Here is a 26,482-nt window from a genome sequence, read left to right on the forward strand (position 1 = left end):
TGCCCTTGACAATCGTGTCACCGGGCAAGCACAGTACTAGCCACCGCTGACTACGTAGTCAGACGCGAGGAGCTGCGCATGTCCGAGACCAGACGCAGGCCTCCTGGCAGCACGGACGTCGCCAGGCTGGCCGGGGTGTCGCAGAAGACGGTCTCGCGCGTGATGAACGGCGAGCCGTACGTGAGCGACGAGATCCGCGAGCGGGTCCTCGCGGCGGCGCGCGAGCTCGGCTACCGCCGCAACACGGCGGCCCGCGCGCTCAACCTGGGCCGCTTCCACCGCATCGGCGTGGTCTCGCTCGGCAGCGCCCTGTACGGCCCCGCCTCGCAGCTCATCGAGCTGGAGCGGCGGGCCAGGGCGATCGGTTACGCCTTCAGCGTGGTGAACACCCTCGAAGGCGACGACAGCGGCGTGGCCAGGGCCGTGGAGTCGCTGCTGGAGCAGGGCGTGGACGGCATCGTGCTGTCCGAGCCGATCGACGTCGGCGAGCAGTTGCGCATCGAGCCCGGCGTGCCGGTGCTCAGCCTGGGGCCGCTGCCCGGGCTCGCGGGCCCCGACGTGATCATCAACAGCCCGTCCAACGTGGACGCGGGCCGCGAGGCCACCGAGCACCTGCTCGGCCTCGGCCACGCCACCGTGTGGCACGTCGCGGGCCCCGGGCGGTGGTGGGCCTCGCGGGAGCGCGTGCGCGGCTGGCGCGCGGCCCTGGCCGCGGCCGGCGCCCCCGAGCCGCCGATGCTCGAAGGCGACTGGACACCTGCCTCCGGCTACGCGGCCGGCCGGGTCCTCGCGGCGGATCCGGAGGTCACGGCGGTGTTCGTGGCCAACGACGACATGGCGATCGGCGTGCTGCGCGCCCTGGCCGAGGCCGGCCGCGCGGTGCCCGAGCAGGTGAGCGTCATCGGGATGGACGACATCCCGGCCGCCGCGTACCTGTCGCCGCCCCTGACCACCATCCGGCAGGACTTCGCGGCGTCCGTGGCCCAGGGCCTCGCGCTGCTCGTCGAGCGCATCGAGGGCCGCCCCGGCGCGTCCGCGCCCGATCTCCCGACCACGCACCTGGTCAAGCGTCAGTCCACCCGACCCCCCAAGGAGAAGACATGACCATGACACGCACCCGGTGGCTCGCCGCGGCGGCCGCGGCGACCCTGTTCCTGGCCGGCTGCGGCGGTGGCGGTGGCGGCGGCGCCCAGCCGGCAGCCGACCAGCCGCCCGCCGCCGCCGTCAGCCAGGCCGACATCGACAAGGCCATGCAGACGCCCACGGAGCTGACGTTCTGGACCTGGGTGCCGGACATCGGCAAGGAGGTGGCGCTGTTCGAGAAGAAGTACCCGGCGATCAAGGTCAAGGTGGTCAACGCCGGGCAGGGCGAGCCCCAGTACACCAAGCTGCGCACCGCGCTGAAGGCCGGCAGCGGCGCCCCCGACGTCGTGCAGATCGAGTTCCAGTACATCCCGACCTTCACCATCATCGACAGCCTGCTCGACCTGCGGCCCTACGGCGCCGAGGCGCTGAAGGACAAGTTCGTGGACTGGACGTGGGACCAGGTCGCGGGCAAGAACGGCGAGGTGTGGGCGATCCCGCAGGACACCGGCCCGATGGGCATGCTGTATCGCAAGGACATCTTCGACAAGCACGGCATCCAACCGCCCAAGACGTGGGACGAGTTCGCCGCCGCCGCCCGCAAGCTGCACGCCGCCGACCCCGGCGTCTACCTGACCAACCTGGCCTCCAACCAGAACGGCGCCTGGATGGGCCTGCTGTGGCAGGCGGGCGGCAAACCGTTCCGGATGGCGAGCGCGCAGGACATCGATGTTAGCGTTAACGACGAGGTCTCCAAGAAGCTCGGCACGTACTGGGGCGGGCTCGTCAAGGAAGGCGTGGTCTCCACCGACCCCGACTTCACCGACCAGTGGTACCAGGCGCTCAACAAGGGCAAGTACGCCACCTGGCTGACCGCGGCCTGGGGCCCGGTGTTCCTGGCCGGCAACGCCAAGGACACCAGCGGCAAGTGGCGGGCGGCGCCCCTGCCGCAGTGGACGGCGGGCGAGAACAAGTCCGGCAACTGGGGCGGCTCCACCAGCGCCGTCATCAAGACCACGAAGAACCCGATCGCCGCGGCCAAGTTCGCCGAGTTCCTCAACACCGACCCCGAGTCGACCAAGATGATGGCGACCGAGCAGTTCCTGTTCCCGCCGACGAAGGCGCTGCTGAACGACGCGTCGTTCGCCGAGCAGAAGCCCGAGTTCTACGGCGGCCAGACCGTCAACCAGGTCTTCGCCGGGATCAGCGACACCGTGGACAAGGGCTTCGGCTGGCCGCCGTTCCTGGACCAGACGGTCAACGACTGGGACGAGACCGTCGGCAAGTCCCTGGCCGACAAGAGCGACACCCCGGCCGCGCTCGACCAGTGGCAGCAGCGGATCACCACGTACGCCGAGAGCCAGGGCTTCAAGGTCGCCCAGTGACGAGCACCCGGACCGCCCCGCGGAGGTCGGCCGCGGGATACCTGTTCATCGCGCCCTTCATGATCGTGTTCGTGGCCATGCTGGTGGTGCCGCTGGCCTACGCCGGATACCTGAGCCTGTTCAGGGAGCAGCTCATCGGCGGCACCACGTTCGTCGGCCTCGACAACTACGTGCGCGCGCTGACCGACGAGCGGCTGCTCGGCGGCGTGCTGCGGGTGGCCGAGTTCTTCCTCGTCCAGGTGCCGCTCATGCTGCTGCTCGGGCTGCTGTTCGCGCTCGCGCTGGACAGCGGCATGCTCTGGCTGTCGCGCTTCATCCGGCTGGGCATCTTCGTGCCGTACGCGGTGCCCAGCGTGGTCGCCGCGCTCATGTGGGGCTACCTGTACGGCCCCGAGTTCGGCCCGATCGCCCAGCTCGCCGGCACGCTCGGCCTGCCCGCCCCCAACCTGCTCGGCGGCGACCTCATGCTCGGCTCCCTGGCCAACATCGTGACCTGGGAGTTCGCCGGCTACAACATGATCATCCTGTACGCGGCGCTGCGTGCCATCCCCTCCGAGCTGTACGAGGCGGCGGCCGTGGACGGCGCCGGCGCCTGGCGCACCGCGTGGAGCGTGAAGATCCCGGCGCTGCGGCCCGCCCTGATGATGGCGCTGATCTTCTCGGTCATCGGCAGCTTCCAGCTCTTCAACGAGCCGCAGCTCATGCAGCGCCTGGCCCCGAGCGTCATCGACAGCGCCTACACCCCCAACCTGTACGCCTACTCGCTGGCCTTCACCAGCCAGGACCTCAACTACGCGGCGGCGGTGTCGTTCCTGCTCGGCCTGGTCATCGTCGCGGTCTCCTACACCGTCCAGCTCGCCCTCACCCGGAGGCGGACATGACCACCCCCGTGACCACGTCCGCGTCCGCGGCCGGGCCCGCGACGCGGGCCACGAGCACCGCGAGCACGCCGCCCGGCAGGCGGCGCAGCCCGCTGCTGACCCTCGGCATGCTGGCGTTCCTCGTCTACTTCCTGCTGCCGCTGTTCTGGCTGCTGGTGGCGGCCACGAAGACCACCGGGGACCTGTTCTCCAGCTTCGGGCTCTGGTTCGCCGACGACTTCGCGCTCGCCGGCAACATCGGCGACGTGTTCGCCGCCGAGGACGGCGTGTACGGCCGGTGGCTGCTCAACACCGCGCTCTACGCGGTCGTCAGCGCGGGCGGCGCGGCGCTGCTGTGCGCGCTGGGCGGCTACGGGTTCGCCAAGTTCGGCTTCCGCGGCAACAAGGCGCTGTTCGGCCTCGTGCTCGGTGCGATCATGGTGCCGAGCACGGCGCTGGCCATCCCCACGTACCTGATCTTCGCGCAGATCGGGCTGGTCAACACGCCGTGGGCGATCATCCTGCCGTCGCTGGTGAACCCGTTCGGCCTGTACCTCATGCGCGTCTACGCCGAGGACGCCGTGCCCGACAGCCTCCTGGAGGCCGCCCGCATCGACGGCGCGGGCGAGCTGCGGATCTTCTGGCAGGTGGTCATGCGGCTGCTGGCGCCCGGGTTCGTCACCGTGCTGCTGTTCACGCTCGTGGCCACCTGGAACAACTACTTCCTGCCGCTGATCATGCTCAGCAACCCGTCGCTGTACCCGGTCACCGTGGGCCTGGCCAACTGGGCCGGGCAGGCCACGGTCGCCGGTGGCAGCGGCGACGTCATCCCCCTCGTCGTCACCGGCTCGCTCCTGTCGATCATCCCGCTGGTCGTGGCGTTCCTGCTGCTGCAGCGGTACTGGCAGAGCGGGCTGGCCGCAGGCGGGGTCAAACAATGAAAGGATCATCCGTGTCGCGAGTGCTCTTCGGCGCCGCCTACTACCCCGAGTACCATCCCAGCGAGCTGCTGAAGACAGATCTGGACCTGATGGCCGAGGCCCGCTTCTCCGTGATCCGGGTGGGCGAGTCGGTCTGGTCCACCTGGGAGCCCGAGAACGGCCGGTTCAACCTGGACTGGCTGCAGCCCACGCTCGACGGCGCGCACGAGCGTGGCATCGGCGTCATCCTGGGCACGCCGACGTACGCGGCGCCGCCGTGGCTGACCCGCCTCTACCCGGAGATCGCGGGGGAGCGCGAGACCGGGCGGCGCATCGGCTGGGGCGCCCGCCAGGAGATGGACTTCACCCACCCGGCGTTCCTGTTCCACGCCGAGCGGGTCATCCGCAAGGTCGTCGAGCGGTACGCCGGGCACCCGTCGATCATCGGCTACCAGGTGGACAACGAGCCGGGCCTGCACCTGCTGCACAACCACGGCATCTTCCAGCGCTTCACCGACTGGCTGCGGCGGCAGTACGGCGACGTGGAGAGGCTGAACGAGGAGTGGGGCCTGGTCTACTGGTCGCACCGGCTGTCCACCTGGGCCGACCTGTGGACCCCCGACGGCAACGCCCAGCCCCAGTACGAGCAGGCGTGGCGCCGCTTCCAGGCCGACCAGGTGACGGAGTTCATCGGCTGGCAGGCCGGCATCGTGCGCGAGTACGCCCGCCCCGAGCAGTTCGTCACCACCTGCATCGCCTACGACCGGCCCGCGGTCGCCGACGACGAGCTGACCGCCGGCCTCGACGTGGCCGCCGGGAACCCGTACTACGCGATGCAGGACGGGCTCGCCCTGCCCGCCAGGCCGCACGCCACGCAGGACTGGCGCACCCGCGACACGTGGGCGTTCTACCGGGTGGCCGACCGGATGTACTCCTCCCGGCAGGAGCCGTTCCTCGTCACCGAGACCAACGCCCAGGCCATCGGCGCGCCCTGGGTCAACCAGCCCGCCTACGACGGGCAGTGGCGGCAGGCCGCCTGGGCGCTCGTCTCCCGCGGCGCCTCCATGATCGAGTACTGGCAGTGGCGGACGCTGGTGTTCGGCGCCGAGACGTACTGGGGCGGCGTGCTGCCGCACAGCGGCCGGCCCGGGCGCACCTACCGGGAGATCGCCCGCATCGGCGCCGAGCTGGAGCAGGCCGGCGACCTGGTCGAGGGCCTGACCCCGGACGGGGACGTCGCCCTGCTGTACTCCCACCCCAGCAAGTGGGCGCTGGCCGCGCAGCCGCCGCTCCAGGCGCCGGACGGCGGGCCCGACCGGCGCTCGTACGAGGCCGTCTTCGACACCTTCTACCGCGGCGCGTTCGACGCCGGCCTGCAGGCGCGCGTGGTGCACGCCGGGCAGGCCGTCGCCGAGGACCCCTCGACGGTGGCGCGCCGGCACCCGGTGCTGGTGGCCGCCGGTCTCTACGTGGCCGACGACGCCACCCTCGACTGGCTCCAGGCGTACGCGGCCGCGGGCGGTCACCTCGTGCTCGGGCCGCGCACCGCGTACGCCGACCACGAGGCGCGGGCCCGGCGCGACGTGCAGCCCGCGCGGCTCGCGGAGGCGGCGGGGGCCTGGTACGACGAGTTCAGCAACCTCGACGCCGACCTGCCGGTGCGGGCGTTGGACGGCTCACCGCTCACGCCGCCGCAGGGCGCCGCCGCCTGGGCCGGCACCCGCTGGGCCGACGGCCTGCAGGCCGACGGCGCCGACGTGCTGGCCTCCTACGAGCACCCGCACTTCGGCCGCTTCGCCGCCGTCACCACCCGGGCGCACGGCGCGGGCCGCGTCACCTGCGTCGGCACCCTCCCGAACCCCTCGTTCGGGGAGGCCCTGTTCCGGTGGCTGGCTCCCGACCCCGGCCCGTGGCACCGGGTCCCGGCCGGCGTCACCTCCACCGGCGCGACCGCGCGGGACGGGCGGCGGCTGCGCTTCCTGCACAACTGGAGCTGGCAGGAGGCGGCCGTGCCCGTCCCCGTCGCCGCCCGCGACGTCCTCGGCGGCGGCGAACACGCCGCCGGGACGGAGCTGCGGCTCGGCCCGTGGGACGTGCGCGTGCTGGTAGAGGTGTAGGCGCACCCGTGCCGGCGCTCGCCGCGCAGAGCGTGGCGGCCTGCCCGAGCGCCGCGCCACGTGGTCGGGCCTCGCCCGCCGGCACCCGGACCTGACCGGACCCTCCTCGATCACCATGGACAACGCTGGTCAACGTGCCGTTCTGGCTGGTCAATGCCTCGCGCCGTACAAACGACGGCATACACCTCATCGAGGAGGCAATCATGACCAGCTTGAACGGCCCCGCCGAGCGGGGCGCGCCATGACCCGGCGCTCAGGCCCGCGCCGGCTCGTGGCCGCCGCCGCGACCGCCGTCGCGGTGGTCTCCGCGGGCACGCTCCAGCTCGGCGGATCGGCCGCCTGGGCCGCCACGCCGGCGAGCCCCGAGTCGCCCGGCGAGCTCCTGGTACCCGAGGTGGAGGAGGGCTCCGAGAAGGTCCGGGATCCCGATTTCGGCGAGGACGTCGTGGTCCCCGACGCCGGCGAGGACTGCGACGTCTCGGATGCCGCGTCCGACGAGTCGGCCTTCGAGGTCACCGCGATCAGCCGGGACCGGGTGCCGCGCCACGCCAGGCCCGGCCTGGCGAAGTCCGCCAGGGACGACAGGGTCAGCATCCCGCGGCCGGACGAGGCCAACACCCGGCAGCGGTACTTCGGCGTCGACTACACGCTGCCGACCGGCGTCGAGCTCACCTGCGTCCGGGTGGACCTGCTCGACACCAGCCCGAAGGCCCGCGGCGCGGTGCTGCAGACGGTGACCAAGGCGGCGCCCACCGCCGACGGCGGCGAAGGCGTCAGGAGCGTCGGCCGGGGCAGGCTCAAGGTGCGGGTGACCTTCGACGAGCAGCACCCCTCCAAGGTGCGCGGCAAGCCGTCGGAGGTGACCAGGATCGGCTACCGGATCAGCCTGTACGGCAGGGGCCAGGACGGCGCCGTGGTGACCACGAGCCAGGTCTCCGCGAACCTGTTCCCGCTGTGGCGGCTGCCCGCCGGGATCGGCAGGTTCGGGCAGCGTGCCCAGGACGACGGCGGGGACGACTGGTGCTCGTCCTTCACCCACGGCTGGCTGTCGGTCGCGGCCGGCAAGGCGCTGCTGCCGGAGATCAACGACGTCTCCGGCGAGCACGCGCGCAACCTCGGTCACCAGACGCATCTGACCGGCGACGACCTCGACGCGTTCCACCTCTACCGGTTCGCCGGCGTGAAGGCCGGCGTGGCCGGCTCCGGCGGCCTGAACCACGAGAGGCTGGTGGCCGCGACGAAGGCCGCGATGAACGGCGGCGCCGACGGGCTGCGCCAGGTCAGGGACTGGGCGGAGACGACCAGGACGCGGCTGGGCAGGCTGATCGACAACAAGAACGTCGTGCGGATCTACTACGCTGCCGGCAGCCCGGTCAAGGGGGACTCCCGGTTCGCCGCGGGCTGGGCGGCCGCGCTGCTCAGGGAGGGCGTGTACCCGTTCACGAACGCCAAGAAGGAGCGGGCGGAGCTCGACCTCGGGATCGGCGCCTGGAGCAGGATCGGCAACACGATCATCCGGGAGAAGGACTTCCGCACCGACCACGACGACCACCTCCACGTGAGCCTGAGCGGGACGAGGAGGAGGTAGCCGTCCGGGTCGTGTCGCGGGGCGACGCGGTCCGGCGGGCCCGGGCGCTCAGCCGTATCGCTCGGCCAGCAGGTGGAAGGCCTCCTTCGGCTCCCACGACGTCTCACCGGTCACCCGGACGACGCCGTAGCTGGCCGCGTCGCGCTCCCCGGGCAGGTCGTACTGCGCGAACGTGTTGACGAACACGCTGTCCACCCCCTCCTGCTCGCACACGTCCAGCACCTCCCGCAGGTAGGCGGCCTGCTCGCCCTCGTCGCGCGCCAGCGGCCGGCTCAGCCCCACCGGCCGGTGCCCGTCGTACTCCACCACCTCGGTGCCCCGCGCCCCGAGATCGGCGCCGCCCCGGAACGTCATGCAGCCCACCTCGGTGATCGCCACCGGCTTGCCGCTCCGCGCGACCAGGGCGCGCACCCCGTCGCGGTACCGGTCGGCGATCTCCGCCGACCGGTACAGGTCCACCCCGACGATGTCGAACAACGACCAGTCCACGGACTCGAAGGGGATGGCCGCGTACGTGATCCTCCCGGCGAACCGCTCCCTGACCACCGTCACGGCGTCCTCCAGGAACGCGTTGATCAGCGCGGGCACCCGCCCGAGGTGCTCGCGCAGCCTCTCCGGTTCGGAGAGCAGCCCGATCCGGTCCCCGATCGTGTCGCCGGGCAGGAAGCCCCGGTTGAGCAGGCTGTGCTCCGCCCCCGCCACGAACACCATGCCGGTCTCCTTGATCCGCCCGGCGCAGTCGGCGAACAGGTCGAGCAGCTCCGACGGCGACAGGTCGGCGGTGAAGGGGGAGAACCACACCTCCAGCCCCGCGGCGACCGCCTCGCGGGCGGCCGCCTCCAGCCTGGAGGGGTCCGAGCCGATGATCCTGACGGCCGTGCAGCGCAGGTCACGACGGATCACCCGCAGGTCGTGCCGGACGGCGTCGAGGTCGAACGTCTGCCTGGTGTCGTGGCCGCCGATCACGATGCCGGTGTCGTACACGATGCCCTTGCCCCGCATGATCTCATCCCTTTCAAAAGGTACGGTACGTACCGTACCCTGATACTCATGAGGCGTCGCGGTCAAGAGCTGGAGCAGGCCATTCTCAAAGCGGCCCAGGACGAGCTCCTCGAATCCGGATATGCCCGATTGACCATGGAACGGGTGGCCCAGCGGGCGGGCACCAACAAGAACGCCCTCTACCGCCGCTGGCCCAACCGCGCCGCGCTCGGCGTCGCCGCCTACGCCGGGCTGGCCGCCGACCGGACGGTGATCCCCGACACCGGCAGCCTGCGCGGCGACGTCCTGGCCCTGCTGCGCGCCGCCAACAACCACTGGTCGTCGCCGCTCGGCGAGATCCTGCGCGGCCTGCTGGCCGGCGCGCGGGACGACCCGGAACTGCTGGCCGTCCTCCACTCGCGCGCCACGGACGGCGGCGCGGGCATGTGGCAGGCCGTGCTGCGGCGGGCGGGCATCCAGGTGACGGCCAGGGTCGCGACGGTGGCGATGGGGTTGCTGCGCAACGAGTTCGTCACCAGGGGCGAGCCCACCGTCCCCGACGAGGTGCTCGTCGAGATCGTCGACGAGGTCTACCTCCCGCTGGTCACGGCCCTGTCCCACGACACCGAGCCCGCCCCCGCCACCCCGCGGAACGGCCGGCGGGAGGCCACCTCCTGATCGGGACCCTGTCCAGCGGCAACGGCGGTGGGCGGCGCGGTGTACATCGGGCGGGGGACGCCGAGCGTGTCCACGGGGGCTGGTCAACGCTGGTCATCATGGTGAGCAGGCCAATCATCACGTCCCGTCGTATTCAGGAGCGGAGAGCCGCCCCGAGGGAGGGCGGCAGCCGGTATCCAGGGGGCCACGATGACGAGCAAGAGAGCGACGGGTGGGCGGCACAGGCAGGGGCAGCCGGTGCCGGTGCCCGTGCCGCCGCCGCAGGAACGGCCGGTGCCCGTGCCCGTGCCGCCGCCGGGCCCGGGGCAGCGCCCCGCCCGGGGCCAGGAGGGACATGAGGGCCGGCGGGACCTACGGTGGGACCAGAGGGACCAGAGGGACCAGAGGGACCAGAGGGACCAGAGGGGCGAGCAGGACGAGCGGGCCGGCGGGCGTGATCGACCCGACGAGGCGGCAGCGGCCACGGTGCAGTTCCGGAAAGCCCGCCCGGCACCCCTGCCTCCGGTCCGCCCGGCACAGGCGCCGGCACCGGCAACCCGCTCGACCGGAACCGTAGCGCCGCCGCCCCGCACGGCGGCCCTTGGGGCACAGGCTCCCGCGCCCTCGGCTCGCGCGGCGGCGGCCCCCGTGCCCCCGCCGCAGGCCCTTGCGCCCTCGGGCGTCGCGGCGGCGCCCGAGCCCCCGGCTCGTGCCGCGGGGGCGCCTGAGCCCCCGGCTCGTGTCGCGGCGGTACCCACACCCCCGCCGCAACCCCCCGCTTCCGCCACGCGGACGCGGCGGTGGCGCGGCTCCATCAAGGTGTGGGTGATCGCCGGGGTGCTCGCCCAGGTCGGGTTGTTCGCCGTCACCCTGCTCAACCAGGACGGGAAGCCCACCACGGCGCTGGCCGCACCGGCCGGGACCGCCGAGCCCGCGGCGACCGCCACCGCCACCGGCCAGGCCGCCCAGCCGGCGAAACAGGACACGCAGTCCAGGCAGAACGAGCGCAAGGCAGGGAGCGGCCTCGCCTTCTCGGCGGTCGCCGGCCCGAGCTGTCCCCGCGACACCACCCGCAGCGTGAACATCATCGGCGCCCCGGGCCGGGCCGGCTGGAAGGACGCCAGGGCCGGAGGATGGACCGGCGCGGGCTGCGGGGAGGGCTTCCTGTTCTCGGACCTGACGTACGACCCCGGCGCCGCCGGTCAGCAGGCCAACACGTTCCAGTGGCGCTTCACCACCGGCCTGCGCGGCAGGCACCAGTGCGCGGTGGGCGTGTACGTGCCCAGGTCGGGCCTGGCCGGTCAGCGCGTCTGGTACACGGTCAGCGACGGCTTCGACAAGGACGCCCGCACGGTCGCCGAGTTCACGCTCGACCAGCGCATGCGCCGGGGCACCTGGGTCGCGGCGCCCTCGACGGTCACGGTCGCCGGCGGCCTGGTCATGGTGGAGATCAGGGACACCGGCAAGGGCAACACGACAGGCGACCAGTCGATCGTGGCGGGCCCCGTCCGGCTGTCCTGCGTCTGACTACGGCTCGACCGCCTCCACGATGGAGACCACCGTCCCCGTGGGCACCACCCGGGACATCCGCAGCCCTGCCGCGGCGAGCAGCCCGGCGAACTCCGCCTCCGTGCGCTCCCGGCCGGGGAACGCGGTCATCAGCATCATGTCCACGGCCTTGGCCTGGTGGGGCTCGTTGCCGGGCGGGACGACCGCGTCGATGACCAGGATCCGCCCCCCGGGCACCATCGCGCGCCGGCAGTTGCGCAGGATGGTCAGGCAGCTCTCGTCGTCCCAGTCGTGCAGCACGCGCTTGATCACGTAGAGGTCCGCTCCGGCGGGCACCTCGGCGAAGAAGTCGCCGGGCGCCGCCCGCCAGCGGCCCTTGACGTCCTCGGCGTCGAGCCGGTGCCCGGCCACCACGTGCTCCTCGTCCATCAGCACGCCGTCCAGGCCGGGACGGCGGCGCAGCACCTCCAGCAGGAACCCGCCGTGGCCGCCGCCGACGTCGACCACGACGCCGGACCCGGGGAAGTCGTAGGCGGCGGCGATGAGCTCGTTCTCCTGGTCGGAGAAGGCCGCCATGCCGGTGTGGAAGGCGGCGGCGGTCTGCGGGTTCCCGGCGATGTAGTCGAAGAACGACATGCCGAAGATGTCCTCGAACACCGAGCCGCCCTGCTTCAGCGACAGCTCCACCTCGCCGGCGGGCCGCCACAGGGTGGTGTCGGTGAGCATGATGACGGCCGGCCGCGCCGACAGGGGCACGTCGGAGCGCAGCGCCTGCCCGACCTGGGTGAGGGCGAAGCGGCCGTCGGCCAGCTCCTCGAAGACGCCGCGCGTGGCCAGCACCCGCAGGACCCGGCGCAGGCCCGCCTCGTGCACGCCGGCCTGCCCGGCCAGCTCCGCCACGGTGAGCGGCCCGCCCGCCAGCAGGTCCGCCACGCCGAGCGAGGCCGCCGCGCGCAGCGCGCCCGGGTAGACGTATCCGAGCGCCTCGTCGATGAGGTACCGCGTCGCTTCCCGCCCGTCCGCGGGCGTCTCACCGCTGATCTCTGTCGGCATGGCGAAGCCTCCGGTTAGCTGGGGATCCAGGTGACACGGTAAACGCGGTCTCCAGGGGAGACAATCGGGGCGCCCGATCCTCGACGGCCTGCGCGGCGTCGAGGATGCCGGCGTCGTGCTCGAAGGGCGGCTCGGCGGAGGCGGGGGTGAGCAGGATCGTGTTCGAGCCGAGCAGCTCCTGCAGCCGCGTGATCAGCGTGGCCCGCCGCGCCCACCCCTGGATGTACGCCGGGAGCCCGCCGAGACCGTCTTCGCCGGCCTTCCCGTACGGGTCAGGCGCGGCGGCCGACGCCGGCCAGGACACCGCCCTTGGCCAGGCCCGGCGGCAGGTACGGGTCGTCGTTGCGCCACTCCTGGGCCGGCACGACCCCCGGCTCCAGCAGCTCCAGCCCGTCGAAGTAGCCGCGCACGGTCTCGCGGTCGCGCCAGGCGACCGCGCCCGAGGCCGAACGCCGGTAGACGCCGCGCGCCTCGTCCAGCCTGTGCGGGTCGCCCTCGCCCGGCTCGACGTAGCCGTGCGAGAGGACCAGGTACCCGCCCGGCACCAGCGCGTCCCGCAGGGTGGCCGCGATCGCGGCCACCTCGCCGTCGTCGTGGAAGAAGTGGAGGACGGCGGCCACGACGATCGCCACGGGCCGCCCGAAGTCGAGGTGGGCGGCGGCGGCCTTCACGATGTCCGCGGGCCGGTGCAGGTCCCCCTGGACGGCGAACGTGTCGGGGTTGTCGGCGAGCAGGGCCTGGGCGTGGGTCAGCACGATCGGGTCGTTGTCGACGTAGACGACCTTCGAGCCCGGCGCGACCCGCTGCACCACCTGGTGCACGTTGTCCTGGGTGGGCAGCCCGGCGCCGATGTCGAGGAACTGCCGCACCCCGGCCTCGGCGAGGTGCCGTACGGCGCGGATGAGGAAGCCGCGGTTGGCCAGGGCCACCTCCCGCACGTCGGTGCCGGATTCGCGGGCGAGCCGCATGATCTGCTCGGCCGCCTCCCGGTCCGCCGCGAAGTGGTCCTTGCCGCCCAGGTAGTAGTCGTACATCCGCGCGACGCTGGGCACCGTCGGGTCGATGCCCTGGGGAACGTTCTCGTCCACCACTGCCTGCCTTCCTCGCCTGGACGGGATCATACGGGTAAACCCGACCTTCCGTGATCTTCCAGACGTGCGAGAAACCCCAAGTTCAGCTGAACGCGGCCCGGTCGGGCTCGGGCAGCCACTGGCGCGCGGGGTCGAACGCCGGCCGGTTGCCCGTCACGAAGCGGACGAGCGCCTCCAGCACCGGATGGCGGTTGCGCCGGTGGAACAGCAGCGAGGCCGGATAGACGGGCGCGGGCTCGACGAGCGGGACCTGCACGGTGTCCGGATGCCAGGGCAGGCGGATCAGCCCGCCGACGAGGCTCACCCCCCGGCCGGCGCCGACGTCGGCCACGAAGTGCTCCCAGCCGAAGTCGGGCCCCGAGGCGTCGATCCCGAAGCCGAACGCGGCGCCGAGCAGGCGGTAGAGCTCCTCCCACTCGCTGCCGGGGACGTTGCCGGGCATCCACACCACCGTGCCCGCCAGCTCCGACGTCCGCACCGACGTCCGCCCGGCGAGCGGATGGCCGCGGCTGACCAGCAGGTGGATCGGCTCCAGGACGGCGGGCACGCTGACGAGCTCCTCCAGGGGGCCGCTCGCGCGGCAGAAGGCGGCGTCCACGGAGCCGCGCTCAAGCGCGACGCGGGCGGACCTGAGCCCGTTGGAGGTGACGATCTCGACGCCCACCTCCCCGTTCGCACGGTGGAAGGTCCTGAGGAGGTCGGTGGCCGGCAGCCGGGTGTCGAGGACGTCCACCCGCAGGGCGCGCCGCCGCCCCCGCAGCACCTCCCGCGTCTGGTCGGCGATCCCGATCAGGGCGCGGGCATGGGGCAGGAACGCCCGCCCGTCCTCGGTCGGCTCGGCCCCGTTGCGGGTGCGGGAGAACAGCCTCAGCCCCAGGTCCGACTCCAGCTTCGCGATCCGCTTCGAGACGGCCTGCTGGCTGATCCCCAGCCGGGTCGCGGCCTCGCTGAAGTACCGCTCCTCGGTGACGGCGACGAACGCGCGGACCGCGCCGAGATCCAGGTCCGCCTCACCTTCCTCCACAACCGGTGGTTGTGCCGGATCGGCGTGTCGATTGTTGGACAACCCCACCTGCTCTCGGGTCGAATTGCGCGGGCCGTCCCAGAGCCTACAACCAGCAGGGGTGATCAGCCGGTGGGATCCTTCGTCCATCTGCACGTGCACACCGAGTACAGCATGCTCGACGGCGCCGCGAAGGTCGGCCTGCTGATGGACGAGGTGTCCCGGCAGGGCATGCCCGCCGTGGCGATGAGCGACCACGGCAACGTGCACGGGGCCTACGAGTTCTACCGGTCCGCGCGCGGGGCCGGCGTCAAGCCGATCATCGGCATCGAGGCGTACCTGGCCCCCGCCTCCCGGCACCACCGCCGGCCGGTCTACTACAGCGACAACCTCGCCCTGCGCCGCTCGAACGACGACACCGGCGAGGGCGGCGACGTCTCCGGGCGCGGCCTCTACACGCACCTGACGATGTGGGCGGCCGACGCCCAGGGCCTGCGGAACCTGTTCCGCCTCCAGTCCCGCGCCTGGCTCGAAGGACACGTCCAGAAATATCCGCGCATGGACGATGAGCTGCTCGCCGAGCACGGCGCCGGGCTCATCGCCACGACCGGCTGCCCGTCCGGCGAGGTCCAGACCCGGCTCCGCCTCGGCCAGTACGAGCAGGCCGTCGAGGCCGCCGCCCGCTACCGCGACCTCTTCGGCGCCGGCAACTACTACCTGGAGCTGATGGACCACGGCCTGCCCATCGAGCGCCGTGTCCGCCACGACCTGCTGAGACTGGGCAAGCAGCTCGCGCTGCCGCCGCTGGCCACCAACGACTCCCACTACGTCACCGAGGACCAGGCGAACGCGCACGACGCGCTGCTGTGCGTCGGCACCGGCAAGCGGCTCGCCGACGCCGACCGCTTCCGCTTCAGCGGCAGCGGCTACTACGTCAAGCCCGCCGCGCGGATGCGCGAGCTGTGGGACGCCGAGGTGCCCGGCGCGTGCGACAACACGCTGCTGATCGCCGAACGCGTCGGCGACTACGGCGAGGTGTTCGCCCACCGCGACCTGACGCCGCGCTTCCCCGTGCCGGAAGGCGAGAGCGAGTCGTCCTGGCTGCGCAAGGAGACCCTCGCCGGCGCCCGCCGCCGCTACGGCGGCGACCCGCCGGCCGGCGTGCTCGCCCGCATCGACCACGAGCTGTCCGTCATCGACGCCATGGGCTTCCCCGGCTACTTCCTCGTGGTGGCCGACATCTGCAGGTACGCCCGCGAGCACGGCATCGGCCTGGGCCCGGGGCGCGGCTCCGCCACCGGGTCGATGGTCGCGTACTGCACGGGCATCACCCAGCTCGACCCGATCGAGCACAAGCTCATCTTCGAACGCTTCCTCAACCCCGAGCGCATCACCATGCCGGACGTCGACCTCGACTTCGACGACCGGCGGCGGGACGAGATGATCGACTACGTCACCCGCAAGTACGGCGACGACCGCGTCTGCCAGATCGTCACCTTCAGCACCATCAAGGCCAAGGCAGCCGTCAAGGACTCCTGCCGCGTGCTGGGCCTGCCGTACGCCGTCGGCGACCGCATCACCAAGGCCTTCCCCGCCGCGGTCGGCGGCAAGGAGATCCCCCTGGCCGCCATCCACGACAAAAGCCACCCCCGGCACGGCGAGGCCGCCGAGCTGCGCGCCATGTACGAGCAGGACCCCGACGTCAAACGGGTGATCGACACCGCGACCGGCATCGAGGGCCTCACCCGCGGCACCGGCGTGCACGCCGCCGGCGTCATCCTGTCCAGCGAGCCGCTCATCGACGTGATCCCGCTGGTCAAGCCCAAGGCCGGCGGCCCCGTCATCACCGGTTTCCCGTTCACGCAGGCCGAGGACATGGGCCTGCTGAAGATGGACTTCCTCGGGCTGCGCAACCTGACCGTGATCGGCGACGCCATCGCGAACGTCCGCGCCAACAAGGGCATCGAGATTGACATCTTCGAGGTCCCGCTCGACGACGCCACCACCTACGAGCTGCTGGCCCGCGGCGACACGCTCGGCGTCTTCCAGCTCGACAGCGGCGGCATGCGGGTCCTGCTGCGGCTCATGCAGCCCACCACGTTCACCGACATCGCGGCCGTCAACGCGCTCTACCGGCCGGGCCCCATGGAGATGAACGCCCACACCAACTACGCGCTGCGCAAGACCGGCAAGCAGCAGGTCGAGCCGATCCACCCCGAGCTGGAGGACGCGCTCGAGCCCATCCTGGGCGACACCTACCACCTGGTCGTCTTCCAGGAGCAGGTCATGGCCATCGCCCAGCAGCTCGCCGGCTACTCGCTCGGCGCCGCCGACCTGCTGCGCCGCGCGATGGGCAAGAAGAAGAAGGAGGTGCTGGACGCCGAGTGGGACAGGTTCTCGGCGGGCATGCGCGGCCGCGGCTTCTCCGACGAGGCGATCAAGGCGGTCTGGGACGTGCTCGTGCCCTTCAGCGGCTACGGCTTCAACAAGTCGCACACCGCCGGATACGGCCTGGTCTCCTACTGGACGGCCTACCTCAAGGCCAACCACCCCTGCGAGTACCTGGCCGCGCTGCTCACCTCCGTCGGCGACGACAAGGACAAGATGGCCGTCTACCTGTCGGACTGCCGCCGCCTCGGGATCAAGGTGCTGCCGCCCGACGTCAACGCCAGCAAGCTCGGCTTCACCGCCGTCGGTTCCGACATCCGCTTCGGCCTTGGCGCCGTACGCAACGTCGGAGCCAACGTCGTGGACGCCATCGTCACCACCCGCGCAGCCAAGGGCCCCTACACGGGCTTCGACGACTTCCTCGGCAAGGTGCCGTCCGTCGTCTGCAACAAGCGCGTGATCGAGTCGCTGGCCAAGGCGGGCGCGTTCGACTCGCTGGGGCACGTGCGCAAGGGCCTGGTGGCGGTGCACGAGCAGGCCGTCGACGCGATCATCGACGTCAAGCGCAACCAGGCCCACGGCCAGGACACGCTGTTCGGCGAGGCGGGGCAGAGCGGCGCCTTCTCGATCGCCATCCCCGACGGCGAGTGGGACAAGGCCACCCTGCTGGCCTTCGAACGCGAGATGCTCGGCCTGTACGTCTCCAGCCACCCCCTCGACGGCGCCGAACGCGTCCTGGACGCCGGCCGCGACACCACGATCGCCGACCTGATCGCCTCGGGACGCCAGGACGGGACCGTCAGGATCAGCGGCATCGTCTCCGGCCTGCAGCGCAAGGTCACCAAGCAGGGCAGCCCGTGGGCGATCGTCACCCTGGAGGACCACGACGCCTCCGTGGAGTGCCTGATCTTCCCCAAGACGTACACGCTGTACGGCGAGGCGCTGGCCGAGGACCGGGTCATCTCGGTGCGCGGCCGGATCAACGTGCGCGACGAGACGGTCAGCGTGTACGGCGAGGAGGTCGCCGTCCTCGACGTCTCGACGGCCGGCGCCGAGCAGCCCGTGGTGATCTCGATCCAGGAAGGCCACCTGAGCGCGCGCGTCGTCCAGGAGTTCAAGCACATCCTCACCGCCCATCCCGGGCGCGCGCCCGTCCACGTGCACCTGCACCGCCGGCACGCCGGAAACCTCCTGCTCGACCTGGTCCCGTTCCAGGTCACCCCGGGCCCGGCGTTCTACGGCGACATCAAGGCACTCCTCGGCGCCGCGGCGATCGGCAGCGCATGAGCGGCGGCGCTGAGAGCCGCGGCGATCGGCAGTGCATGAGCGGCGCTCCCGCCTGCCCCCGCTGCCGCACCGGCGAGGTGCTGGCCGTCCTGCGCCTGCCGCGCACCTGGACGAACGCGTCAGGCCGCCCGGTGCGCGGGCACGGGGAGGTGCTGCTGTGCGCCCGCTGCGACGCGGGCGACCCGCTCGCCACCTACTTCGCCGTCCACGGCACGGCCCGCCCCGAGCACGCGGCTCTCCTGGCCCGGCTGCTGCACCAGTGGGCCGGCCGGGCGCGGCCGCAGGCGCCGGACGAGAACGCGCTGCGGGCCGAGGCGGACGCCTGGCGCAGGGGCGAGCTGTAATCCGCCCCAGGGGACGGACGGGCCCGCGCCCGGCACGCCCGACTCGCCCCGAGCTGGGCCCGCGCCCGGCACGGCCCGCGCCCGGCGCACCTGACGCCTCGAACAGCCTCGCGCCGTCAACGCGGTAGAAGGGCGGTGGTGCCGATGAGCAGGATCCCCGCGACGGCGATCGCCGCCCGCCCGCCGACCACGCCGGCCAGCACGCCCCACAGGGCCGTGGCCGTGGCGATGGCCGCACGGCTGGTGATGGTCCACGCGGTCAGGACGCGAGCCAGCGTCTCCTTCGGCGGCCTGCGCAGCCGGTAGGTCGCCAGCACCGGGTTGAACACCCCGATGCACGTGATCATGGCCATCTCGACCGCCATGACGACGAGCAGCCCGCCCGTTCCGGGCCCGACGAAGACCAGCCCGACCAGCCAGAGGGCCCGGGCGGCGCCGAAGACGAGCAGGATCCGCCGCTCCCCGAAGCGGCGCACCAGCGGCCGGGACAGCCGCGCGCCCACGACGCCGCCGAGGCAGGGGACGCCGAAGCCGAGCCCGTACTCCAGCGGGGTGAAGCCCAGGTCGTTCAGCATCAGGTGGAGCAGCAGGGGAGCGGTGGCCATGATGAGCGCGTTCACCAGCACGGTGTTGGCGAGCAGCAGGCGCAGGTCCCGGTCGGCGGCGATCGTGCGCCAGCCCGCCGCCACCTCCGCCAGGCGGGAGCCGCCGGCGGCCCGGGTGGGCGGGACGGGTGAGACGGGCGGAACCGGCGGAGCGGGCTCGGGCGCGGTGATCGCGCGGATGCCGAGCGCGGACAGTGCGTAGCTGACGGCGTTCACGACGACCGTGACGACCGGCCCGAGGAGGCCGATGAGCGCCCCGCCGGCCGGCGGGCCGATGGCCGTGGACACCCAGGTGACGGTCTCGAACCGGCCGTTGGCCCGCGTCAGGTGCCGGTCGGGCACGAGGGACTTCAGATGCGCGCCGCTCGCCCCGACGAAGACGATGTCCGACACGGCGACCACCACGGCCACCGCCAGGAGCTGGACGTAGCTCAGCAGCCCCAGCAGGTGGGCGGCCGGCACACTCATGAGCACGAGGAAGCGCACCAGATCGGCGCGGATCATCAGCGGCCGCTTCCGCTGGAACTCGACCCACGGGCCCAGCGGCACCGCCAGCAGCGCGCCGGCCGCCCCGGAGGCCGCCGCCATCCAGGAGAGCTGCGCGGCGCTCGCGTCCAGCACGAGGACGGCGATCAGCGGGAGCGAGTCCAGCGCCAGCCACGTGCCCAGGGAACTGGTCGCGTAGGCCCCCCACAGCCGGCCGAAGTCACGTCCCAGACCATCGTCGCCCGCCATCCCTCTCCCTCCGATCGGACCGGGTGCCGATCCAACACGGGAGAGGGCCGCACACTCAAACAACGGGCGCGCGCGCACGGACAACCAGCGGTTGTCCGCCGAGGTCCCCGCTGTCCGCAAGGCTGTCCGCAAGGCTTGGCGTGGGGCTGCGACGAGGAAACCGGGCATCCGCCCTGAAACGTCAGCGATTGCCCTCTTCTTCTTCGCGCTCGCCGCAAGGCGGGTAGGGTTCTTGCCGAGGCGCCATGCCGCCAGATTGCCCCATGGGCTCGACCGACACGGGGGTGTCGGGTTCATCGGGAGGTGGTGGCTGGGATGGAGCCTTTGGCACGCGCTGCCTGGGTACGGGCGGCAGGTGTCGGAACGGTGGGCCTTGGCGTGCCCGCGTTGGCGTGGTCGGCTCATGCTGCCCTCGGAGTGACGCTGGCCGTGATCGAGGCGTCGGTCGCGGTGGTGGTCGTCGCGGCGGCGTTGTTCGGCTCCGATGTGATCAGCGAGCGCGCCTTCCGCCTGCTGCGCTGGTTGTCGAACCGGCCGGAGCCAGAAGCGCCACGGCGCTCCCGGACGAGGCGCTGACGGAGGCTCCGGCCGCCGCACGGGATGCCGTCGGTCGAGGCGGGCTACCCGGGCTGCCCGGGGCCGGTGGCGAGCGGGGTGGCCGGCCTGCGGGTGAAGCGGGCGCGGATCCAGCCGGGGATGGACGGGCCGCCCGCGAAGCACCACAGGGCGATCACCGGGTCGCAGATGGCGCAGCCGAGGGAGGAGTCGTGCGAGATGGGCAGGATGGGGCTGCCCTTGAGGTGGTGGAAGACGTCCCACACGGTGTGCAGCAGCCAGCCGACTCCGATCCAGGTCCAGCTCTTGAGACCCCGGTAGGCGACGTACGCCATGACGACGGGCAGCACGAACTCCCAGTAGCCGAGCCCGAACCCGCTCAGGTACGCGGCGCCCGCCCCGCCGACCAGGATGGCGTTGAGCGGGCGGCGGTGCGGCTCGCGGACGAGGGAGACGATGGTGACGGCGATCAGGCCGATCACGATCGGCATGATGATGGACATCTCGGTCCGTTCTGTGAACGTGGCGGGAAGGGACAATGACCCCGGCCGAGGGCGCCGCCAGCTTAGAACGGCCGTCGAGCGGCGCCCCACGGGGTGAATTGACAACTTCCAACGGATTCCTGCCACGTTCCCGGCGAACGGGTCAGGCCGGGCCTCAGGGGGAAGGCCCGGCCTGACCGGCTCGCGGACGCCGCCGGTTACGGCTCGAGCAGGATGGAGTTGACCGGCGACAGGTTCGCGACGTACTCGCCGGGCCCGAGGCGGACACCGCAGTTCTGCCCGCCGTAGGCGGAGCAGAGCCGGAAGCCCGCGCCGCCGGTCTGGTTGTTGATGATCAGGCGGTTGCCGAAGACGTTCCTCAGGTTGTGGGCGCCGTACCTGTAGTAGGTGTCCGGATTGCCGCTGGAGGACGTGTCCGGATAGATGCACACGTTCCCGGACGGGCATGCCGCTCTCGCACGCTGCAGCTCCGTGGCCGAAGGATGCTGCGGCGCCGCGGCGGCCGGGACGGACAGGCAGGCCACGACCGCCAGGGCGGTGACGCCGCAGGAGGCGAGCGCGGTGCGCAGGCGGAACGTGCGGGTGGCCTGGTGGAGGTTCTTACGCATGAGGTTGCCGCTCTCTCGTGTCGGATGGCCGTGCTCGGGGGGCTCCCGGCCGGCGCTGTGCCAGCTAAACGGGGCAGCCGGGGTGTCCAACAGAGGGGCAGACGGACGCGTGCGAACTCGTCCGGACCCGTCCGCCCGCGCGCCGGCCTCGGACACTTTGCCGCCACATCCGGACACGGTGAGTAATGGTTCGTATACTTTCCGGTGTGGGTGAGGTCAGGAGCGGGCCGGAGCCCGAGGGGTCGGCGAACGCGGATCCGGACAAGAATCTCCCGGCGGCGGGGGAGGAGGGCGGGCCCGTGCCGGAGTCGGTGAGCAGCCATGAGGAGCTGGTGGCGATGCTGGCCGAGCAGTTCGCGCGGGCCGACGTGTCGCTGCGGGAGCTGCAGGCGCGGGCCGATCGGGAGGGCGGCACCCGGCTGCCCCGCGCCACCTGCGCCGACATGCTGGCGGGGCGGCGCTTCCCGCGCAAGGCGGTGATGATGGCGTTCCTGCGGGCCTGCCAGGTGCCCGAGCACCGGCTGCCCGCGTGGGAGCGGGCTTGGGAGCGGGTACGGCTCGCACGCATGCCGGCCGTACCGGGCCAGTACCGGCCTCCAGCGCCGGCCGGTCAGCAACCGGACGGTGGGTCGGCGGTCCCGCAGCCGGGCGGTCAGCCGGCGGCACCCCAGGCGGCGGGCCAGGCGGCTCCGCAGGTGGTGGGTCAGGCGGTGCCGCCGCCGGCCGGCGAGCCGATGACGCCGCCGCCGGCCACGCCCGCCGCCGTGCCATCTCCGCCCTTCCCCAACACGCCCGCCGCCGCGCACCCACAACCCTTCCCGAGCGCGCCCGCCGCCGCACAACCTCAACCCTTCCTGAGCACGCCCGCCGCCGCGCACCCTCCGAGCTTCCCGGCCTCGGCGGTCGCGCCGGGAACGGACGGGCTGCCAGCAGTCGCGCCGGGGGCGGACGGGCCGGGGGCGGACGGGCCCGCGGCGGGGGAGCCGGTCCCCGCCGCAGGGCGCAGGCGCAGGCGCAGGCGGCGCTGGGCGCTGCTGCTCGCCGCGCCGGCCGCCGCCGCGACCGTGGTCGCCGCCGCCGCCGTCGTGTGGCCGGGGCGGGACACGGTCACCGACGACGGGCGCGCGTTCGGCCCCGGCGGGTCGAGCCGCTTCACCGTCCGGATCGACCCGGCGGGCGGCCCCGTGCGGCTGGTCCGCCGCCTGGACGCCCGCGTCTCCCGCCAGCGCGCCACCATCGGCGTGAACGGCGCCCCCGCCGGGCAGTGGGACCCGCTCCCCGACGGCCTCGACGGCTGGGCGGAGCAGCACGTCGACCTCCCGCCGTCCCTGACCGCCGGCCAGGGCACGCTGGCCGTCGTCAACACGTTCGTCTCCTCGGAGTGGGACTTCAACGAGTTCGGCTACGCCGTCGAGCAGCAGATCGGCGGCGCCTGGACCACCACCGACACCCTCGACGTCGGCCCCGGCCACACCGGCGGCGAGGCCGCGCACGGCTACCGCGTCGCGGGCGAGACCTTCCGCGGCACCCGTACCCTCGACGCCCCGCCCGAGCGCGACGGGGGCACCGCCCCGCGGGCCCGCTACGAGGCGGAGGCCGGGCAGATCAGCCGCGCGCGCACCCGCCCCGGCGCCGTCGGCGCGTCACAGGGCACGGTCGTGGCCGGCCTCGACCACGAGGACAGCCGGGTCGACCTGCGGGTGTACGCGCCGAAGGACGGACGCTACACCGCGTACGTGACCTACGCCGCCGGATACGGCGACGCGCAGCACATCGTGACGGTGAACGGCTCCACCCGGTTCACCCTCGACTACCCCCACCACGGCTGGGACGTCTGGCGGCAGGTGACGGCCTCGCTGCCGCTCACCCGCGGCTGGAACACGCTGCGTTTCCAGCACCACAGCCGCTGGGCCGAGCTGGATCACGTCGAGATCGCCTGACCTGCCGACGGCCCGCCGCCGTGGCCGTTAGCCTTGCCGGATGAAGACGCATGGTGAACTGAAAGGCTTCTGGGAGCGGCGCCTGCAGTCCGACTGGACCGAGAGCGGGGTCGGCTACGCGGCGCTCGGCCGGGCGTTCAACACCTGGATGTACCGCGTGCGCGCGGAGGTCTTCGACCGTGAGGCCGCCACGCTGCCCCTCCACCTGCCCGACGCCCGCGTCCTCGACATCGGGTCGGGGACGGGCTTCTACGTGCGCCGCTGGCAGGGGCTGGGCGTCAAGTCGATCGTCGGCTGCGACCTCACGGCGGCGGCGGTGGAGCGGCTGCGCGGGCGCTTCCCCGGCGTGGAGTTCCACGAGGTGGACATCGCCGAGCCCGGCGACACGCTGGAGCGGGGCTCGTTCGACGCGGTCTCGGCCATGGACATGCTCTTCCACATCACCGACGACGCCCGCTACAAGGCGGCGCTGGGCTCCGTGGCCGCCGCGTTGCGCCCCGGCGGGATCTTCGTCCTGTCGGAGAACTTCCTGCAGCGGCCCGAGCAGCGCGGCGAGCACCAGGTCAACCACACGCTGCCGTGGATCACCCAGGCTCTCGACGAGGCCGGGTTCGACGTGATGCGGCGGATGCCGATGCTCGTCCTCATGAACGCCCAGGTCGACGCGAACCCCGTCTGGCGCAAGCTGTGGGGCGGCTTCCTGCGCGCGCTCACCCTGAGCGAGCGGACCGGCGGCCTGGCGGGATCGCTGCTCTACCCGCTGGAACGGCGGCTCGTCCGCCTGCTGAGGGAGAGCCCCACGACAGAGATGATGATCTGCCGCCGCCGCTGACGGCGGGACCGGGCGCCGTCAGGAGTAGAAGTGCATGACGACGGCCAGCCCGACGAAGTGCATGAGCGCCACGGCGACGAGCAACGACACGAACACGAACTTGGCCGGGCCGTGCTCGAAGTGCTTGCCCTCCTTCAGCGGAGGCAGCTTGGCCTGGCGCTCGGCGATGCGCTCCTCCAGCGGCTTGCGGTGAAACATGGGGAGGTCCTCCAGCCGGGCCGAAACGATTTGTGTCCTAATAGTTTGTACACCAAGTAAGCTACCAGCAGACGATGGAGGTGCGCACCGATGGAGCCTGTGACAGAGGCAACAGATCTGCTGGCGCTGGACCGCCAGGTGTGCTTCGCCCTCAGCATCGCCTCGCGCAGCGTGATCGCGCTCTACCGGCCGCTGCTGCAGCCCATGGGCCTGACGCATCCCCAGTACCTGGCGATGCTGGCGCTCTGGGAGCGGGAGCCGCAGTCGGTCAAGGAGCTGGGGGAGCTGCTCCAGCTCGACCCCGGCACCATGTCGCCCCTGCTCAAGCGGCTGGAGGCGCTCGGTTACATCCGGCGTGAGCGCAGCAGCAAGGACGAGCGCGCGCTGGCCGTGACCCTCACCCCCGAGGGGCGCGCGCTGCGGGCGCGGGCCGAGAAGATCCCGCCCGCGATCGTGGCCCGGCTCGGCATGAGCCTGGAGGAGCTGCAGCACCTGCACGAGTCGCTGACGCGCGTGATCGCGGCCGCCCGCCGCTCCGGTGACGCCGCGGGCTGACGTGGTGCCCGCCTCCGCGGTCCGGAGGCGGGCGTCTCAGTACGGGAGCCGGCGCCCTGACGGCGTCCGTAGATCCAGGCCGGGGCGGGGGCGTGCCGGCTTCGGCCGCATCATCGTTCGGGTGGCGCGCATCTCTGTCTCCTCGCGTGGTCGTGCCTCTTCTACGTCGGAGGGCCGGGGTGCGGATGACGTACCAGTTCGGGGCGGGGGCTTTCCAAGCCTGGTGATCTACTTTGTAAAGGCGCCCGTCGACGGGGAGTTCCTTGCCGCGAGCGAAGAGCCAATCTATAGTCATCAGCATGACTAGTAATGACGATGACTAGCGGTGGCTCTCCGGCACGCGGTGCTGGCGGCGCTGCTCGACGGCGAGTACAGCGGCTACCAGCTCACGAAGATCTTCGACGTCGGCGTCTCCAACTTCTGGTACGCCGCCCCCCAGCAGCTCTACGCCGAGCTGACCAAGCTGGAGGCCGACGCCCTCGTGGCAGGGCGCGAAATCGTCCAGCAGGGCCGCCCGAACAAGCGCGTGTTCAAGGTCACCCAGGCGGGGCTGGACGAGCTGGCCGCCTTCGCCGCCACCCCGGCCAAGCCCCTTCTCCTCCGCGACGACCTGGCCGTCAAGGTGCACGCCGCGGACCTGGTGGACCCGGCCCCGCTGATCGCCCAGCTTCGGGAGCGGGCCGAGGAGGCCGCCGCCAAGCTGGCCTTGTTCGAGCAGATCCTGCGGCGGCTGCGCGGCGAGCTCGACGAGGAGGAGTTCCTGCGCGCGGGTGAGCGGATCGGGCCGTACCTGTCCTGCCTGGGCGGGTGCCGGCTGGAGAGGGAGATGCGCGACTGGTGCCGGCAGACCGCGCAGGTGCTGGAGGAGCGGGCGAGGAGGAGGGTGTGATGACGTACACGCGGTACGTCGCGCTCGGCGACAGCCAGACCGAAGGGCTGGGCGACGGTGACGACGTCCTGGGCCACCGCGGGTGGGCCGACCGGCTCGCCGAGCACCTGGCCCGCGCCGACCCGGGCCTGCTGTACGCCAACCTGGCCGTGCGCGGCCGGACGGCGGCACAGATCCGCGACGAGCAGCTCCCGGTGGCGCTGGAGCTGCGGCCCGACCTGGCGACCGTCATGGCGGGCATGAACGACGTGATCCGCCCCGGCTTCGACGCCGCGCTGGTGGCCGGGGTGCTGGAGGAGATGTTCGCCGCCCTGGTGGGGGCGGGCGCGCACGTGGTGACCGTGACGTTCCCCGACATCGGCAAGATCGCGCCGATGGCCCGGCCGCTGGTGCCGCGCGTGCTGGACGTCAACGAGCGCATCCGCGAGGCCGCGGCCCGGCACGGGGTGACGCTGGTGGACACCTACCCGCTGGAGTACGTGACCGACGCGCGCATGTGGAGCCGCGACCGGCTGCACGCCAGCCCGATCGGGCACGCCAGGTTCGCCGCCGCGGTGGCGCACGCGCTGGGGCTGCCGGGCAGCGACGACACGTGGATGGCGCCGCTGCCGGCGCTGCCCCCGCCGAGGGCCTGGCGGGCGGCGGCGGCCGAGGCGCGGTGGCTGGCGACGTTCGCCGGACCGTGGATCGGCCGGCGCCTGCGCGGGCGCTCCTCGGGGGACGGGCGCACCGCCAAGCGCCCGCTGCTCGCTCCCGTCCCATGCGATCATGGGGACTCCCCGACGCTCCTCTGAGG

General features: G+C 72.5%; 25 protein-coding genes. 16 read left to right on the forward strand and 9 right to left on the reverse strand.

Annotated elements, in window-relative coordinates:
- Positions 1-78: 78 nt before the first annotated feature.
- The 6 genes from ACBJ32_RS39965 (at position 79) to ACBJ32_RS39990 (ending at position 7,953) form a co-directional block, all read left to right on the forward strand.
- Entirely contained in the window at positions 79-1,104 is a 1,026-nt protein-coding gene (locus tag ACBJ32_RS39965) for a LacI family DNA-binding transcriptional regulator (protein WP_375131196.1), read from the forward strand.
- Positions 1,101-2,468, forward strand: a complete 1,368-nt coding sequence (locus tag ACBJ32_RS39970; RefSeq protein WP_375131197.1) for an ABC transporter substrate-binding protein — start codon at positions 1,101-1,103, stop codon at positions 2,466-2,468. The genes ACBJ32_RS39965 and ACBJ32_RS39970 overlap by 4 nt, the downstream gene beginning before the upstream one ends.
- Entirely contained in the window at positions 2,465-3,349 is an 885-nt protein-coding gene (locus ACBJ32_RS39975; RefSeq protein ID WP_357885292.1) for a sugar ABC transporter permease, read from the forward strand. Before ACBJ32_RS39970 ends, ACBJ32_RS39975 begins: the two co-directional genes overlap by 4 nt.
- Positions 3,346-4,269 (forward strand): carbohydrate ABC transporter permease, encoded by a 924-nt coding sequence (locus ACBJ32_RS39980; RefSeq protein ID WP_375131198.1) that lies wholly within the window; start codon positions 3,346-3,348, stop codon positions 4,267-4,269. The genes ACBJ32_RS39975 and ACBJ32_RS39980 overlap by 4 nt, the downstream gene beginning before the upstream one ends.
- 11 nt (positions 4,270-4,280) lie before the next feature.
- Positions 4,281-6,365 (forward strand): beta-galactosidase, encoded by a 2,085-nt coding sequence (locus ACBJ32_RS39985; RefSeq protein WP_375131199.1) that lies wholly within the window; start codon positions 4,281-4,283, stop codon positions 6,363-6,365.
- A 241-nt stretch (positions 6,366-6,606) separates the two neighbouring features.
- Positions 6,607-7,953, forward strand: coding sequence for a hypothetical protein (locus ACBJ32_RS39990; RefSeq protein WP_375131200.1), 1,347 nt, complete (start codon positions 6,607-6,609; stop codon positions 7,951-7,953).
- Positions 7,954-8,001: 48 nt separating this feature from the next.
- On the opposite strand, the gene ACBJ32_RS39995 is transcribed toward ACBJ32_RS39990, so the two are convergent.
- A complete protein-coding gene (locus tag ACBJ32_RS39995; protein ID WP_375131201.1) occupies positions 8,002-8,955 on the reverse strand; it encodes a hypothetical protein in 954 nt (317 codons plus the stop codon).
- Between the two features lie 48 nt (positions 8,956-9,003).
- Here ACBJ32_RS39995 and ACBJ32_RS40000 point away from each other — a divergent pair, with 48 nt between their 5' ends.
- Both ACBJ32_RS40000 and ACBJ32_RS40005 read left to right on the forward strand, forming a co-directional pair.
- Positions 9,004-9,612: a TetR/AcrR family transcriptional regulator gene (locus ACBJ32_RS40000; RefSeq protein ID WP_375131202.1), complete on the forward strand. Its 609-nt coding sequence runs from the start codon at positions 9,004-9,006 to the stop codon at positions 9,610-9,612.
- A gap of 804 nt (positions 9,613-10,416) precedes the next feature.
- Positions 10,417-11,118 carry a hypothetical protein gene (locus tag ACBJ32_RS40005; RefSeq protein ID WP_375131203.1) on the forward strand — a complete coding sequence of 234 codons (702 nt, stop codon included), beginning with the start codon at positions 10,417-10,419 and terminating at the stop codon, positions 11,116-11,118.
- Here the strand turns inward: ACBJ32_RS40005 and ACBJ32_RS40010 are convergent, their stop codons facing one another.
- From ACBJ32_RS40010 to ACBJ32_RS40025, 4 genes are all read right to left on the reverse strand, one after another.
- Positions 11,119-12,153, reverse strand: a complete 1,035-nt coding sequence (locus ACBJ32_RS40010) for a methyltransferase (protein WP_375131204.1) — start codon at positions 12,151-12,153, stop codon at positions 11,119-11,121.
- The gene (locus ACBJ32_RS40015) at positions 12,131-12,457 is read right to left on the reverse strand and encodes a hypothetical protein (RefSeq protein WP_375131205.1); all 327 of its coding nucleotides are present in this window, start codon (positions 12,455-12,457) and stop codon (positions 12,131-12,133) included. Before ACBJ32_RS40015 ends, ACBJ32_RS40010 begins: the two co-directional genes overlap by 23 nt.
- Positions 12,426-13,241 (reverse strand): SAM-dependent methyltransferase, encoded by an 816-nt coding sequence (locus ACBJ32_RS40020; RefSeq protein ID WP_375131206.1) that lies wholly within the window; start codon positions 13,239-13,241, stop codon positions 12,426-12,428. The genes ACBJ32_RS40015 and ACBJ32_RS40020 overlap by 32 nt, the downstream gene beginning before the upstream one ends.
- 85 nt (positions 13,242-13,326) lie before the next feature.
- Positions 13,327-14,268 carry a LysR family transcriptional regulator gene (locus ACBJ32_RS40025; protein ID WP_375131207.1) on the reverse strand — a complete coding sequence of 314 codons (942 nt, stop codon included), beginning with the start codon at positions 14,266-14,268 and terminating at the stop codon, positions 13,327-13,329.
- A gap of 111 nt (positions 14,269-14,379) precedes the next feature.
- On the opposite strand from ACBJ32_RS40025, the gene dnaE reads away from it, so the two are divergent.
- On the forward strand, positions 14,380-17,922 hold the full coding sequence (gene dnaE, locus ACBJ32_RS40030) for a DNA polymerase III subunit alpha (protein WP_375131208.1): 3,543 nt from the start codon (positions 14,380-14,382) through the stop codon (positions 17,920-17,922).
- Between the two features lie 35 nt (positions 17,923-17,957).
- Positions 17,958-18,266 (forward strand): DUF6300 family protein, encoded by a 309-nt coding sequence (locus tag ACBJ32_RS40035; RefSeq protein WP_375131209.1) that lies wholly within the window; start codon positions 17,958-17,960, stop codon positions 18,264-18,266.
- A gap of 116 nt (positions 18,267-18,382) precedes the next feature.
- Here ACBJ32_RS40035 and ACBJ32_RS40040 read toward each other — a convergent pair whose 3' ends face one another.
- Positions 18,383-19,606: an MFS transporter gene (locus tag ACBJ32_RS40040; protein ID WP_375131210.1), complete on the reverse strand. Its 1,224-nt coding sequence runs from the start codon at positions 19,604-19,606 to the stop codon at positions 18,383-18,385.
- Positions 19,607-20,023: 417 nt separating this feature from the next.
- Here ACBJ32_RS40040 and ACBJ32_RS40045 point away from each other — a divergent pair, with 417 nt between their 5' ends.
- Entirely contained in the window at positions 20,024-20,182 is a 159-nt protein-coding gene (locus tag ACBJ32_RS40045) for a hypothetical protein (protein ID WP_357885327.1), read from the forward strand.
- Positions 20,183-20,226: 44 nt separating this feature from the next.
- On the opposite strand, the gene ACBJ32_RS40050 is transcribed toward ACBJ32_RS40045, so the two are convergent.
- Together ACBJ32_RS40050 and ACBJ32_RS40055 are read right to left on the reverse strand one after the other, a co-directional pair.
- Positions 20,227-20,664, reverse strand: a complete 438-nt coding sequence (locus tag ACBJ32_RS40050) for a DUF6010 family protein (RefSeq protein ID WP_375131211.1) — start codon at positions 20,662-20,664, stop codon at positions 20,227-20,229.
- A 197-nt stretch (positions 20,665-20,861) separates the two neighbouring features.
- Entirely contained in the window at positions 20,862-21,272 is a 411-nt protein-coding gene (locus ACBJ32_RS40055) for a hypothetical protein (protein WP_375131212.1), read from the reverse strand.
- 206 nt (positions 21,273-21,478) lie between these two features.
- On the opposite strand from ACBJ32_RS40055, the gene ACBJ32_RS40060 reads away from it, so the two are divergent.
- On the forward strand, positions 21,479-23,212 hold the full coding sequence (locus ACBJ32_RS40060; RefSeq protein ID WP_375131213.1) for a CBM35 domain-containing protein: 1,734 nt from the start codon (positions 21,479-21,481) through the stop codon (positions 23,210-23,212).
- Positions 23,213-23,252: 40 nt separating this feature from the next.
- Positions 23,253-24,044, forward strand: a complete 792-nt coding sequence (locus ACBJ32_RS40065; RefSeq protein ID WP_375131214.1) for a class I SAM-dependent DNA methyltransferase — start codon at positions 23,253-23,255, stop codon at positions 24,042-24,044.
- An 18-nt stretch (positions 24,045-24,062) separates the two neighbouring features.
- On the opposite strand, the gene ACBJ32_RS40070 is transcribed toward ACBJ32_RS40065, so the two are convergent.
- Complete coding sequence (locus tag ACBJ32_RS40070) at positions 24,063-24,242, reverse strand: hypothetical protein (protein WP_168019878.1); 180 nt, start codon at positions 24,240-24,242, stop codon at positions 24,063-24,065.
- 90 nt (positions 24,243-24,332) lie between these two features.
- Here ACBJ32_RS40070 and ACBJ32_RS40075 point away from each other — a divergent pair, with 90 nt between their 5' ends.
- The 3 genes from ACBJ32_RS40075 to ACBJ32_RS40085 all read left to right on the forward strand — a co-directional run bounded on the left by ACBJ32_RS40075 (position 24,333) and on the right by ACBJ32_RS40085 (position 26,480).
- On the forward strand, positions 24,333-24,797 hold the full coding sequence (locus ACBJ32_RS40075) for a MarR family winged helix-turn-helix transcriptional regulator (RefSeq protein ID WP_375131215.1): 465 nt from the start codon (positions 24,333-24,335) through the stop codon (positions 24,795-24,797).
- A gap of 325 nt (positions 24,798-25,122) precedes the next feature.
- A complete protein-coding gene (locus tag ACBJ32_RS40080) occupies positions 25,123-25,686 on the forward strand; it encodes a PadR family transcriptional regulator (RefSeq protein WP_375131216.1) in 564 nt (187 codons plus the stop codon).
- Positions 25,686-26,480, forward strand: a complete 795-nt coding sequence (locus ACBJ32_RS40085; protein ID WP_375131217.1) for an SGNH/GDSL hydrolase family protein — start codon at positions 25,686-25,688, stop codon at positions 26,478-26,480. Before ACBJ32_RS40080 ends, ACBJ32_RS40085 begins: the two co-directional genes overlap by 1 nt.
- Positions 26,481-26,482 lie beyond the last annotated feature (2 nt).

The organism is Nonomuraea sp. GTA35, assembly GCF_041950525.1.
Taxonomy (GTDB): Bacteria; Actinomycetota; Actinomycetes; order Streptosporangiales; family Streptosporangiaceae; genus Nonomuraea.